Source organism: Nitrosomonas sp. Is35 (assembly GCF_033063295.1).
Lineage (GTDB): Bacteria > Pseudomonadota > Gammaproteobacteria > Burkholderiales > Nitrosomonadaceae > Nitrosomonas.
This window is the reverse complement of the sequence record NZ_JAWJZH010000001.1, coordinates 3,164,621-3,177,372: the sequence shown is the minus strand read 5'-3', so window position 1 is coordinate 3,177,372 and position 12,752 is coordinate 3,164,621. Positions and strand designations below refer to the sequence as shown.

The window sequence follows — 12,752 nt, the reverse complement described above, 5'->3', positions numbered from 1 at the left end:
AATCCGCACCACGTTTAAGTCTTTGTCGTATAACTATAAAAACCCAATTACTTGCTTGACTAACAGGGATTTTTTGATTAAAGTGGGAAGTGGTGGGGAAATGTGGGAAAATTTGGTGAGCCTTGATGAATTTTTCCTTAATTTGAGGAGACAGCATGTTTCGTGGCGTCACGCAACTTAGTCTTGATGCAAAAGGTAGGCTTGCGATACCCGCAAGATACCGTGGCGAGCTGATGTCTACCTGCTCAGGGCATTTGATCGTCACTGTCGATCCTTCAAAATGTTTATTGATTTATCCTCAGCCAGCCTGGGAACCGATAGAGCAAAAACTCAATAATCTTTCTAGTTTTGATTCGAAGACCCGCAATTTGCAGCGGCTGCTGGTAGGTAATGCCAGCGATGTCGAAATGGATGCTGCTGGCCGCATTTTGCTGCCGCCGCCGCTGCGCCTTTTTGCCGGTTTATCCAAGGATGTGGTTTTGGTTGGCCAGGGGGCTAAGTTTGAATTGTGGGATGAAGTGCAATGGAATGTACAAATTGAAGAAGCGCTGGCTTTTAAAGATGGCGATATGCCGCCTGAGCTGGAAGGCTTCTCGCTGTAATTGAAGCGGTAGCAGCGATTCATGCACATTTCGGTGTTGTTGCACGAGGCGGTCGATGCATTGGCCATCAAACCGGATGGTGTGTATGTAGATGCGACGTTCGGGCGCGGCGGGCATAGCCGCTTGATTTTGTCTCGACTGGGGGAGCATGGCCGGTTAATCGCCTTGGATAGAGATCCGGTTGCGGTGATGTCGGGCGAGGCCATTGAGGACAAACGGTTTTGTATCCGGCACGGCAGTTTCTCGCAATTGCGGCAGATCATGCAAGAGTTGGGAATCACCAGAATAAACGGTGTTTTGCTCGATTTGGGCGTGTCGTCGCCGCAGCTGGAGGAAATTTCGCGCGGTTTCAGCTTCCGTGCCGATGGTCCGCTCGACATGCGCATGGATACAACGAAGGGTCAAACGGCGGCGGAGTGGCTGGCGACAGTCGCAGAAGATCAACTGGGATGGGTGATCAAGGAATATGGCGAAGAACGGTTTGCTCGGCAGGTTGCAAGAGCGGTTATTGTGGCAAGAGCGCGGCAGCCTATTGTTACCACATCACAACTTGCCGAGATTGTCGCAACGGTTTTGCGTTCGCGGCAACGCCAGCGGGAAATTGTGCGGCATCCGGCGACGCGCACTTTTCAGGCGATACGGATCTATCTCAACCAGGAGCTTGAGGAATTGTCGCTCGTTTTGCCGCAGTGTGTGGAGTTGTTGAATCCGGGCGGACGGTTGGTGGTGATCAGTTTTCACTCTTTGGAGGATCGCATGGTCAAACTATTTATGCGCAAAGCTGCCAGCATGGACGAACTGCCTCGCGGCGTCCCGCTGCAAGAAAAGGATCTGCTGCGTTTCAGCAATCAAACGTTACGCGTGATCGGCCGGGCGGTGCGTCCGGGGGAGCAGGAAGTGGCGGAAAATGCGCGCGCCAGAAGTGCGGTGATGCGTGTGGCTGAAAGAGTAACCATAAACGGGTAACAGAATGTTCAAACTGAACATTTTTCTGGTTTTTATATTGATCGCGAGTGCGCTGGGCGTGGTGACCTCGCAGCACATGGTGCGCAAACTGTTTATGGCGCTAGAAAATGAAAAAGGAATCGAGCGCAAGCTGGATGTGGAATGGGGAAGATTGCAACTGGAACAAAGCACATTAATCATGCACGGGCGGATTGAGCAGATTGCGAAAGAGCGGTTGAGTATGACCGTACCCGCCGCTTCCAGCATACAAATCATATCCATTAACGATGCAGAAAACCGCTTGAACACGGAAGGGTTAAAACCATGATTAAACCCGAAGTACGGCAAATCAAATTATCGGGGTGGCGCTCCTTGCTGCTGTTCGGTTTGCTGGTGCTCGGTTTGATCAGCTTGGCGGGACGTGCGGCCTATTTGCAGGGAATGCACCATGATTTTCTCCAAGAAAAAGGAGAATCGCGCTATAGCCGTGTTGTGGAAATGAACGCCGATCGCGGCATGATTACCGACCGCAATGGCCATATTCTGGCAATCAGTTCACCGGTCGCCTCCGTTTACGTTGATCCGAAAATGATCGATATCAAGCCGGAGCAATTGAAGCAATTAGCCGGTTTGCTCGAGATGGATAGCGCCGAGATCGATGCCCGCATCCACCGGGAAAATAGCCGGTTTGTATACTTGAAGCGCCAAGTGGTGCCGGATATCGCCGATAAGATCATGAAGTTGAAGATCAAAGGCATCTATTTTGCCAGCGAATCCAAACGCTACTATCCGGAAAGCGAATTTGCCGCGCATGTACTCGGTTTTACCGATATCAACGACGAAGGCCAGGAAGGCGTAGAGCGCGGCTGGCAGGATAAACTCGCGGGCGAGCTGGGGCGCCGCCGTGTGCTTAAGGATAATAAAGGACAGATCATCGAGGATGTGGAAAACATCCGTCCGCCCAAGCCTGGCGAGGATTTGGTGTTGTCCATCGATAGAAGAATTCAGTATCGCGCCCATGCGGAATTAAAAGAAGCGGTGCTCGCCAATAACGCCAAGGCGGGCAGCATCGTTGTGCTGGATGCGCAAACCGGTGAGATCTTGGCTCTGACCAATTTACCGGCGTACAACCCGAACCGGCGATCATCGATTACCAATGAGCGGCTGCGTAACCGGGCGCTGATCGATACATTCGAGCCGGGCTCGACACTAAAGCCTTTCACCGTGGCGATTGCGATGGAAATCGGCAAAGTTAATGCCAATACGGTGCTGCAAACCGCGCCTGGAATGTGGCAGGTGGGCAGAAAAACCATCCGCGATGTCAGCAACAAAGGCGAACTGACCGTCGCGCAAATCATTCAGCAGTCGAGCAACGTCGGTACGGCAAAAATCGCGTTATCGCTCGAATCGCAAACGATGTGGGAGATGTTTAACCGCTCCGGGTTTGGCACGTTGACGAATTCGGGTTTTCCCGGAGAAGCCAGCGGAATTTTGCGCCCGTACAATAAATGGCGTCCGATTGAGCAAGCTACGATGTCGTACGGTCACGGCATATCTACCAGCCTGATGCAATTGGCGCGCGCTTACACGATTTTTGCCAGCGGCGGTGAATTGAAACCGATCTCGCTCTTGAAACAAAACATGCCGGTGATGGGGCAACGCGTCATCTCGCGCGATACCGCACAAGCGATGAACCGTATGCTGGAGATGGCGACCAAACCCGGCGGCACGGCGCCGCTGGCGCAGATCAGCGGTTACCGCGTGGCTGGCAAAACGGGAACAGCGCATAAATTGATCGATGGTCAATACGCCAATAAGCGTTATATTTCAACGTTTGTCGGCTATGCACCGGCATCGAATCCGCGCCTGATCATCGCCGTGATGATCGATGAGCCTTCCGCCGGAAAATATTTCGGCGGTGCCGTAGCAGCGCCGGTGTTCAGTAATGTCATGTCCGGTGCTTTGCGCATCTTGAATATTCCGCCGGATGCACCGGCTAATAATGTCGTTACCTTTACCGCAACCCCTGAAATGGGTGATGAAGGATGACTGCGATGACGATCAAGAAAAAAACATTCCGGTTGTTTGATTATCATCGGTTGGATGAGCTGGGTGTCCCGGTTATAAATCTGGTTACGGATAGCCGCCAGATACAGCCCGGCGATACATTCCTGGCCTATGCCGGTGATATCACCGATGGGCGCAAATTTATTCCGCAAGCCATTGCTGCGGGTGCCAATGCGGTTTTGTGGGATCCGCAGAATTTCAAGTGGAACCCCGAATGGCGGATTCCGGCGTTGGCAATCGATGAGTTGAAGGCTAAAGCGGGATTGATTGCCAGCCATGTTTATGATCAGCCATCGGAGAAATTATGGATGATCGGGATTACCGGTACCAACGGCAAGACATCGTGCAGCCACTGGTATGCGCAAGCTATGACCAGCCTGGGTAAAAAAACAGCGGTGCTGGGAACACTGGGAAATGGTTTTTGCGGTGCATTGGAAGCGGCGGAAAATACAACGCCCGATGCCGCGGTGCTGCAACGTTCGCTGGCGCGATTTGTTGAACAGGGCGCGCATGGCGTGGCGATGGAAGTATCTTCGCACGGCCTGGTGCAGGGGCGGGTTAACGGCACCACATTCGCGATTGCCGTGCTGACCAATGTGTCGCGCGATCATCTGGATTATCACCCGGATATGGATGCTTATGCCGCAGCCAAGGCGCGTTTGTTTTTCTGGCCCGGATTACAGTACGCGGTTGTCAATATGGACGACGTGCTGGGTGTGGAGTTATCGCGGCAATTTACCAATAAACGCACGAAATTAATTGGTTATGGATTTCATTGTCCGGAAGAGTTGCATGCAAGCCAGTTGAGAATGGTATATGGATCCAATTTGAAAGTTGATCTTCAAGGTCTGGAGTTTGATGTTGAATTTGAGGATAATCGCGAACATTTGAGAATCGGTTTGCTGGGTAAATTTAACGCATCGAACTTGCTGGCTGTCGTGGCGGCAATGCTGGCAAGCGGAATCCGATTGCCGGACGCAGTCCGGGCGCTGCACAGTGTGCAATCCATTCCGGGCCGGATGGAAAAATACGAAGGGATTGACCAGCCGATTGTTATCGTCGATTACGCCCATACTCCCGATGCCCTGGAAAAAGTGCTGTGCACGTCACGCGAGCTTTTGCGCAGCGCACAATCGAAAAAGCGGACATCCGGACGGAATGCGCGGCTGTTTTGCGTGATCGGTTGCGGCGGTGACCGGGATAAAGGCAAACGTGCGATGGTGGGCGAGGTTGCCACGCGCTTGGCGGATGAAGTCATTTTTACCAGCGATAATCCGCGTACGGAAGATCCCTTGAGCATTATTAAAGACATCACAGCAGGAGCAGGCGCGGACAATTACCAGATTGAGAGCGACCGGGCGCTGGCCATTTATCAGGCCATCGCCAATGCGCAGCACAACGACATCGTGTTGATCGCAGGCAAAGGTCATGAAAAGTATCAGGAAATACAAGGACGGAAAATTCCTTTCAGTGATGCCGACATTGTGCAGCAGGTGCTGAAAGATTTGGCCCGGAAAGTGCGGGTGCAATCATGATGACGATCCGGGAAGCGGCGCAAGTATTGCAGGCCGGATGGAACGGGCAAGACGGGCTATTTACCGGAGTGAGCACGGACAGCCGCACGCTCAAGCCGGGCGATTTATTTGTGGCGTTAACCGGCGAAAGATTCGATGGCAGTGAATTTGTCGCAAGCGCCAAGGAAAAAGGCGCCGCCGCTGCGCTGGTTCCGCAATCGGTTAGTGAAAATGCTTTATCCGCCGGGGTTCCATTGCTGCGCGTGCAAGATACGCGCTTAAGCCTGGGGCAATTGGCCGCGTATTGGCGCAACCGCTTTACGCTGCCGCTCATCGCCGTAACCGGCAGCAACGGCAAGACCACGGTCAAGGAAATGATTGCTGCGATATTGCGTCAAGCGACCGCAGGCGATGAAGTCACCATGGCTGCGCCTGCGGAGCAAATTTTGGCCACCGAAGGGAATCTGAATAACGATATCGGCGTGCCGCTGATGTTGCTGCGTTTACGGCCACAGCATCGTTATGCGGTAATCGAGATGGGCATGAATCATGTGGGCGAGATCGGTTACCTGGCTCAGCTGGCAAAACCGGGTGTTGCCGTCATTACCAATGCGGGTGCTGCGCATATCGAAGGATTGGGTTCCGTTGAAACGGTTGCCCGCGCCAAGGCGGAGATATTTGCCGGATTGGATCAACAGGGAACGGCGGTGATCAATGCGGATGATCGCTTTGCTGCTTTGTGGCGGGAATGCGCCGGTGCACGCAAGATTGCCGATTTTGGTTTGCGCGAGAAAGCGCTGGTGAGTGCCAAGTATCAAGCAGACCGGCTGAGCAACAGGATTCAGCTGAAATTGCCGGATGGCATTGTGGAAGTGAAGTTACAGGCTCCCGGGGTGCATAACGTCTATAACGCATTGGCAGCGGCGGCAGCGGCTATCGCAGCGGGTATCGGGAAAGCGTCGATTGCCGCTGGACTCGAATCGTTTCAGGGTGTGAAGGGGCGGTTGCAGAAAAAATCCGGTTTGCACCATGCGCTGCTGATTGATGATACCTACAACGCCAATCCGGAATCCGTGCGCGCCGCTCTTGCGGTGCTGGCTGCCACGACGGGGAAAAAAATACTGGTGCTCGGCGATATGGGCGAATTGGGTAAGTCCGCCATCGATCTGCATCGTACGATCGGGCGCGATGCGCGCAATGCCGGATTAGATCAATTATTCACGCTGGGCGAGCTGAGCGCTTATGCCACCGAAGCATTCGGCAAGGGCGCGCGGCATTTCAATGATATCGACGAATTGCTGCATGCGACGGAAAGCTTGCTGGCGGATGATGTGACTTTGCTGGTAAAAGGGTCGCGCTTTATGCGCATGGAGCGGGTGGTGCGGCAACTGGAGCAACCGAGGGAGCCGTCATGCTGCTGACACTTTCACAATGGCTGGCGCAGGACATTCGTGCATTCAATGTATTCAGTTATATTACGCTCCGCACGGTGATGGCTACGCTGACCGCCCTGGTCATTTCCTTCATCATCGGCCCGATGATGATCCGTAAACTGACGGCTTACAAAATCGGACAATCGGTGCGTGACGACGGCCCGCAAACGCATCTGGTCAAAGTCGGCACACCCACGATGGGCGGCGCTTTGATTCTCATGGCGATCGTATTGACGACTCTCTTATGGTCGGACCTGAGCAATCGCTATGTTTGGGTAGTGCTCGCTACTACGCTGGGATTCGGTGTGATCGGCTGGGTCGATGATTACCGCAAAGTGGTTTACCGCAATCCGAAAGGATTGTCTGCGCGCGCTAAATTTTTCTGGCAATCGCTGATCGCGCTGGCGGTTGCGCTGTATCTGGCGTCGATCGCGGAAATTCCGGCGCAAACCGATATGATTGTGCCTTTCTTCAAGGAAGTGGCGGTTCCATTGGGTGTCACCGGCTTTGTCATACTGACTTATTTTGTCATTGTCGGCACCAGCAATGCGGTCAATCTCACCGATGGCCTGGATGGTCTGGCCATCATGCCGACGGTCATGATCAGCAGCGCGCTGGCGGTTTTTGCTTACGCCGCCGGGCACGTGGTATTTGCCAAGTATCTGGGCATTCCTTATATCCCCAATGCGGGGGAATTGGCTATATTCTGCGGCGCCATGGCTGGTGCCGGACTTGCCTTTTTGTGGTTTAACGCTTATCCCGCCGAAGTTTTCATGGGTGACGTCGGCGCCTTGGCGCTGGGTGCGGCATTGGGAATCGTCACCGTCATCGTGCGGCAAGAGATTGTGCTGGTGATTATGGGCGGCGTTTTTGTCGTGGAAGCGCTGTCTGTGATGCTGCAGGTGGCCTCGTTTAAGCTGCTGGGCAAGCGGGTATTCCGCATGGCGCCATTGCATCATCATTTTGAATTAAAAGGCTGGAAAGAAAATCAGGTGGTGGTCCGGTTTTGGATCATCACCTTTATTTTAGTATTGGTTGGATTGTCGACATTAAAATTACGATGAATGTGCAAGATAAAACAGTTCTAGTGCTGGGGATGGGTGAAACCGGCTTGTCCATGGTGAAATGGTTGCTACGTCAGGGTGCCGCGGTGCGCGCTGCGGATAGCCGTTCCGAGCCGCCCAATTGGCAGCAAATCAGCGCGGGATTTCCGTCCGTGCAGCTGCATAAAGGCAAATTCACGACATCCATTTTTAATGATATCGATATGATCGCCATCAGCCCCGGTGTTCCGATGGCCGATCCGTGCGTGCAGCAAGCGGTGCAACGCGGCGTGCCGGTCATTGGCGATATGGTGCTTTTTTCCTGGGCGCTGGAGCAAAGCAACCGGCCCAAACCGAAAGTTGTCGCCATTACCGGGTCGAATGGAAAAACCACGGTGACGGCAATGACCGGCGCAATGTTGAAGAAATCCGGCTGGAATGTGGAAGTGGCGGGAAATATCGGTCCCGCCGTACTGAATGCGTTGATGCAGCGGATCGATGCGGGCGATTGGCCGCAGGCTTGGGTGCTGGAAACATCCAGCTTTCAATTGGAAACGACGCACAATTTGAATGCGGATGTAGCGACTGTGCTGAATTTGAGCGAAGACCATTTGGATCGCTATACCGGCATGCGCGATTACGCAACCGCCAAAGCCAGAGTGTTTCTGCATGAGAAGGCCGGTAAAGGCATACAGGTGTTAAATCGCAACGATCCCGGTGTCTGCGCGATGGCACTGCCGGACAGAAAACAAATTACTTTTGGCGTCGATGAACCGCCCAGCCATACCGATTTCGGTCTCATGCACGACGGCGACGATTTGTGGCTGATGGAAGGCGATGTGCAATTAATGAAAACTTCCGAGCTGGTTGTCAACGGCTTGCATAACGCGGTCAATGCGCTGGCGGCATTGGCCATGTGCCGCGCCTTGGGTGTGGCCATCGATCCGCTGTTGACCGCGTTGCGCGAATTTCGCGGCCTGCCGCATCGCATGGAAAAAGTCGCTGCGTTTAACGGCGTTACTTTCTTTGATGACTCCAAAAGCACCAATGTCGGTGCCACTGTAGCTGCATTAAGCGGCATGAAGCAGAACGTCATATTAATCGCAGGTGGCGACGGCAAGGGACAGGATTTCTCGTATCTGAGGGAAGCGGTTGCCAATAATGCCCGTGCCGTGGTGCTGATTGGACGGGATGCAAACATGATTGCGAATGAATTGAAAGACTGCGGTGTGCCATTGCATTTTGCCGTGACCATGGAAGAAGCCATGCAAAAGAGTTTCTTGTTGGCGCAATCCGGTGATGTGGTGTTGCTTTCGCCGGCCTGTGCCAGTTTTGACATGTTTAGAAATTATATCCACCGCGCGGAAGTGTTCGTTGCAGCGGTCAAGGATATGGAAAACAAATTTTTCAGTTTCGGACAGAAAAAACATTAACCGATGATTTATCAGGCAACCCAACAGAAACCAAGAGTCATGGCCGATTTCGATCAGGCGCTGGTGTGGTCGGCTTTGCTGCTGTTGAGTATTGGTTTGGTCATGATTTATTCCGCTTCGATTGCCATTGCCGAAGCGCAATTCGGCGCTGATCGCGCCGGTCATTATTTGTTGCGGCATAGCGCATACCTGGGTGTCGGATTGTTGTTGGGATTGATCGCCTTTCAAGTACCGATGCAGATGTGGCAAAAATATGTGACTTATCTGCTCATGCTGAGCATTTCGTTGCTGATACTGGTGTTGATTCCGGGCATTGGCCATGAAGTGAACGGCAGTCAGCGCTGGATTTCGTTGTATGTGGTGAATATTCAGCCGTCCGAATTTATGAAGTTTTGCATGGTGCTGTACGCTGCGGACTATGTTAATCGTAAGGCAGCTGATCTGAATTCTTTCTTCAAAGGATTTTTGCCCATAACGGCAGTGTTATCCATTGTCGGTGCTTTGCTGCTGCTGGAACCGGATTTCGGCGCATTCTTTGTGGTGACGGCACTGGCGATGTCGATTTTGTTCCTCGGCGGCGTCAGCTTGAAAATATTCATCAGCCTGATTGCTATCCTGGCATTCGGTTTGTATGAATTGATTTTAAGCTCGCCGTACCGGCTAAATCGCGTGATTGCTTTTATGGATCCATGGGCCGATCCCTACGGCAAAGGCTATCAGCTCAGTCATGCGTTGATCGCATTCGGGCGCGGCGAGTGGCTTGGTGTGGGTCTGGGCGGCAGTGTTGAGAAACTGTTTTATCTGCCCGAAGCGCACACCGATTTCTTATTGTCGGTGCTGGCCGAAGAATTGGGTTTTGCCGGTGTGGCTACCGTGATCGTATTGTTTATCTGGCTCATTACACGCGCATTTGTTATTGGCCGTCTGGCGGCCAGGCTGGGCAGTCCTTTCGCGGCATTGGTGGCGCAGGGTATCGGTATTTGGATCGGTGTGCAGGCGCTGATCAACATGGGCGTCAATATGGGTGTCTTGCCTACGAAAGGGCTGACACTACCGCTGCTGAGTTTTGGTGGTAGCAGCATTACGGCGAATTGCATCGCATTGGCGGTTTTACTGCGTATCGACTGGGAAAACCGGCAGCGGCTGCGGGGGCTGAACGTATGAGCGCGCACACCATTTTAATTATGGCAGGCGGTACCGGCGGACATGTGTTTCCAGGTTTGGCGGTGGCTGATTACTTGCGGCAAGCCGGTTGGCGCGTGGTTTGGCTGGGAACCGAGGCTGGAATGGAATTAAAACTGGTGCCGCAACGGGGTTATGAAACCGAAATAATCAGTTTTTCCGGATTGCGGGGTAAACGGTTGGCCACGTGGTTACTATTGCCGCTGCGTTTGCTTAAGGCGTTCTGGCAGAGCCTGCGGATTATTCAACGCGTGAAGCCGGATGTGGTTCTGGGCATGGGCGGTTATCCGGCTTTTCCGGGTGGCATGATGGCCTCGCTGCTCAACAAACCATTGGTGATTCATGAGCAGAATTCGGTCGCCGGGTTAACCAATAAAATCCTGGCGAAGCTGGCGGATAAAATTTTTCTCGGTTTTCCCGGCGCTATCCGAGGCGATCAGGATAAAACGGTTTGTTCCGGTAATCCGGTGCGATCGGAAATTACACGCATAGAAGCGCCGGAGAAACGCTTCCAGGAACGGCAGGGCAAGTTGAATGTGCTCGTCGTGGGCGGCAGCCTGGGGGCGCAAGTTCTGAATACCGTGGTACCGCAAGCGCTTAAATTAATAGCGGAGAATGTGCGCCCGGCAGTGGTGCATCAAACGGGGACGGCGCAAATGGAAACGGTCAAAACGGCCTATCAAGCACTGCAATTGGATGGCGAAGTGACAGCGTTTATCGACGATATGGCCAAACGCTACGCGGACTGCGACGTGGTGTTGTGCCGCGCCGGTGCGTTGACAGTCGCGGAATTAAGCGCGGCCGGGGTCGCCAGCATCCTGGTGCCGTATCCGCATGCCGTCGACGATCATCAAACCGGCAATGCGCAATTTCTTTCCCGTCATGGCGCTGCTGTGTTGTTGCCGCAGCATGAATTGACCGCGCAAAAGCTGGCGGATTTATTGACGGATTTAACCCGGGAAAAATTGCTTGACATGGCGATGGCAGCGCACAGTCAGGCAAAACCGCAAGCAACCCGGATCGTGGCTGAAGGTTGTATCGAATTGAGCGGAGCACTGCATGAAGCATAAAGTCAAACATATCCATTTTGTCGGGATTGGCGGCGCGGGCATGAGCGGTATCGCCGAGGTTTTTGTCAACCTGGGGTATCAGGTCAGCGGCTCCGACTTGATGAGTAATCCGGTGACGCAGCGTTTGGCCAGGCTCGGCATCAAGGTTTATGCGGGTCATGCTAGCGAGCAAATTGCCGGAGCGGATGTCGTGGTGACCTCCACGGCGGTGAAACCGGACAATCCGGAAGTGGTCGCCGCCAAAAACAAAAATATTCCCGTCGTGCCGCGCGCCATGATGCTGGCGGAGCTGCTGCGCCTGCGCAGCGGTATCGCGATTGCCGGCACGCATGGAAAAACCACCACGACCAGCTTGATTGCCAGCATTCTGGCGGCGGCGGATATGGACCCGACGTTTGTCATCGGTGGAAAACTGGAAGCGGCGGGTTGTCATGCCAAACTGGGCAGCGGTGAGTTCATCGTTGTTGAAGCGGATGAATCGGATGCTTCGTTTTTGTATTTGCAGCCGATGCTCGCCGTCGTGACGAACATCGATGCGGATCATATGGAAACCTACGGTCACGACTTCAGCCGCTTGAAGCAAACTTTTGTCGATTTCGTGCAGCACTTGCCTTTTTACGGCATGGCGGTGGTTTGTATGGACGATGCCAATATCCGCGAAGTCATGCCGTCGATTACCAAACCGATCACCACGTACGGTTTGTCCGAAGAAGCGCAAGTACGCGCCATCGATATCCGGCAAGATCATCACCGGATGAGATTTACTGCGGTGGTCGGTGTGAACGGTTCCGCCCGCAAACTGGATATCACGCTGAATCTGCCCGGTTTGCATAACATTCAGAATGCCCTGGCGGCAATTGCGGTCGCCAATGAAATCGGCGTGCCGGATAGCGCCATCGTCAAAGCGTTGGCGGAATTCAAAGGGGTTGAAAGACGCTTCCAGCAATACGGCGATATCCGCTTCAGCGGACAGAAAAGTTTTGCGCTGGTGGATGACTATGGCCATCATCCGGCGGAAATGGAAGCAACCATCAAAGCGGCACGCGGTGCGTTTCCAGGCCGCCGCCTGGTAGTGGCTTTTCAGCCGCATCGCTATACGCGCACACGGGATGTATTCGAGGATTTCACCCGCGTGTTATCGCAAGTGGACGTGTTGCTGCTCACGGAAGTTTATCCCGCGGGTGAAGAGCCGATTGTCGCAGCGGATAGCAAATCGCTGGCGCGCTCTATCCGGGTGCAGGGCAAAGTGGAACCGATTTATATCGAGGAAGTGGATGATTTACCGGCAGCGATACTGGATATCGTGCAGGACGGTGATGTTGTGCTGGTGATGGGCGCGGGTTCGGTAGCGAGAGTGGCGCCGCACATTGCGCAAATGGGAAAGAAGCTGACCGTGGTTAATGGCTATGAATGCTGAGGATTGATGAGACATGACCGCTTTGCCGCAAAATACGAGATTTGCC

11 protein-coding genes are annotated in these 12,752 nt (G+C 53.5%); all 11 read left to right on the top strand.

Annotation, left to right across the window (positions count from 1 at the left end; all coding sequences use genetic code 11):
- Positions 1-155 precede the first annotated feature (155 nt).
- Genes mraZ through murC form a run of 11 tightly spaced genes read left to right on the top strand, consistent with a single transcriptional unit; the run spans position 156 to position 12,706 of the window.
- Positions 156-602 carry a division/cell wall cluster transcriptional repressor MraZ gene (gene mraZ / locus R2083_RS14730; RefSeq protein ID WP_317538905.1) on the top strand — a complete coding sequence of 149 codons (447 nt, stop codon included), beginning with the start codon at positions 156-158 and terminating at the stop codon, positions 600-602.
- A 21-nt stretch (positions 603-623) separates the two neighbouring features.
- Entirely contained in the window at positions 624-1,568 is a 945-nt protein-coding gene (gene rsmH, locus R2083_RS14725) for a 16S rRNA (cytosine(1402)-N(4))-methyltransferase RsmH (RefSeq protein ID WP_317538904.1), read from the top strand.
- 4 nt (positions 1,569-1,572) lie between these two features.
- Positions 1,573-1,875 carry a cell division protein FtsL gene (ftsL, locus tag R2083_RS14720; protein ID WP_317531963.1) on the top strand — a complete coding sequence of 101 codons (303 nt, stop codon included), beginning with the start codon at positions 1,573-1,575 and terminating at the stop codon, positions 1,873-1,875.
- Positions 1,872-3,596, top strand: coding sequence for a peptidoglycan D,D-transpeptidase FtsI family protein (locus R2083_RS14715; RefSeq protein WP_317531962.1), 1,725 nt, complete (start codon positions 1,872-1,874; stop codon positions 3,594-3,596). Before ftsL ends, R2083_RS14715 begins: the two co-directional genes overlap by 4 nt.
- Positions 3,597-3,601: 5 nt before the next feature.
- Positions 3,602-5,149, top strand: a complete 1,548-nt coding sequence (locus R2083_RS14710; RefSeq protein ID WP_317538903.1) for a UDP-N-acetylmuramoyl-L-alanyl-D-glutamate--2,6-diaminopimelate ligase — start codon at positions 3,602-3,604, stop codon at positions 5,147-5,149.
- Positions 5,146-6,549 carry a UDP-N-acetylmuramoyl-tripeptide--D-alanyl-D-alanine ligase gene (locus R2083_RS14705; RefSeq protein ID WP_317538902.1) on the top strand — a complete coding sequence of 468 codons (1,404 nt, stop codon included), beginning with the start codon at positions 5,146-5,148 and terminating at the stop codon, positions 6,547-6,549. Before R2083_RS14710 ends, R2083_RS14705 begins: the two co-directional genes overlap by 4 nt.
- Positions 6,540-7,625 (top strand): phospho-N-acetylmuramoyl-pentapeptide-transferase, encoded by a 1,086-nt coding sequence (gene mraY, locus R2083_RS14700; protein ID WP_317538901.1) that lies wholly within the window; start codon positions 6,540-6,542, stop codon positions 7,623-7,625. The genes R2083_RS14705 and mraY overlap by 10 nt, the downstream gene beginning before the upstream one ends.
- On the top strand, positions 7,622-9,037 hold the full coding sequence (gene murD, locus R2083_RS14695) for a UDP-N-acetylmuramoyl-L-alanine--D-glutamate ligase (RefSeq protein WP_317539010.1): 1,416 nt from the start codon (positions 7,622-7,624) through the stop codon (positions 9,035-9,037). Before mraY ends, murD begins: the two co-directional genes overlap by 4 nt.
- A gap of 3 nt (positions 9,038-9,040) precedes the next feature.
- Positions 9,041-10,201 carry a putative lipid II flippase FtsW gene (gene ftsW / locus R2083_RS14690; protein WP_317531958.1) on the top strand — a complete coding sequence of 387 codons (1,161 nt, stop codon included), beginning with the start codon at positions 9,041-9,043 and terminating at the stop codon, positions 10,199-10,201.
- Positions 10,198-11,289, top strand: coding sequence for an undecaprenyldiphospho-muramoylpentapeptide beta-N-acetylglucosaminyltransferase (gene murG, locus R2083_RS14685; protein ID WP_317538900.1), 1,092 nt, complete (start codon positions 10,198-10,200; stop codon positions 11,287-11,289). Before ftsW ends, murG begins: the two co-directional genes overlap by 4 nt.
- Entirely contained in the window at positions 11,279-12,706 is a 1,428-nt protein-coding gene (murC, locus tag R2083_RS14680; protein WP_317538899.1) for a UDP-N-acetylmuramate--L-alanine ligase, read from the top strand. Before murG ends, murC begins: the two co-directional genes overlap by 11 nt.
- Positions 12,707-12,752: the final 46 nt, after the last annotated feature.

What these genes read in the sequence shown, in the direction of transcription:
- mraZ (WP_317538905.1), top strand. Translation starts at nt 156, where the DNA reads ATGTTTCGTGGCGTCACGCAACTTAGTCTTGATGCAAAAGGTAGGCTT.
- rsmH (WP_317538904.1), top strand. Translation starts at nt 624, where the DNA reads ATGCACATTTCGGTGTTGTTGCACGAGGCGGTCGATGCATTGGCCATC.
- ftsL (WP_317531963.1), top strand. Translation starts at nt 1,573, where the DNA reads ATGTTCAAACTGAACATTTTTCTGGTTTTTATATTGATCGCGAGTGCG.
- R2083_RS14715 (WP_317531962.1), top strand. Translation starts at nt 1,872, where the DNA reads ATGATTAAACCCGAAGTACGGCAAATCAAATTATCGGGGTGGCGCTCC.
- R2083_RS14710 (WP_317538903.1), top strand. Translation starts at nt 3,602, where the DNA reads ATGACGATCAAGAAAAAAACATTCCGGTTGTTTGATTATCATCGGTTG.
- R2083_RS14705 (WP_317538902.1), top strand. Translation starts at nt 5,146, where the DNA reads ATGATGACGATCCGGGAAGCGGCGCAAGTATTGCAGGCCGGATGGAAC.
- mraY (WP_317538901.1), top strand. Translation starts at nt 6,540, where the DNA reads ATGCTGCTGACACTTTCACAATGGCTGGCGCAGGACATTCGTGCATTC.
- murD (WP_317539010.1), top strand. Translation starts at nt 7,622, where the DNA reads ATGAATGTGCAAGATAAAACAGTTCTAGTGCTGGGGATGGGTGAAACC.
- ftsW (WP_317531958.1), top strand. Translation starts at nt 9,041, where the DNA reads ATGATTTATCAGGCAACCCAACAGAAACCAAGAGTCATGGCCGATTTC.
- murG (WP_317538900.1), top strand. Translation starts at nt 10,198, where the DNA reads ATGAGCGCGCACACCATTTTAATTATGGCAGGCGGTACCGGCGGACAT.
- murC (WP_317538899.1), top strand. Translation starts at nt 11,279, where the DNA reads ATGAAGCATAAAGTCAAACATATCCATTTTGTCGGGATTGGCGGCGCG.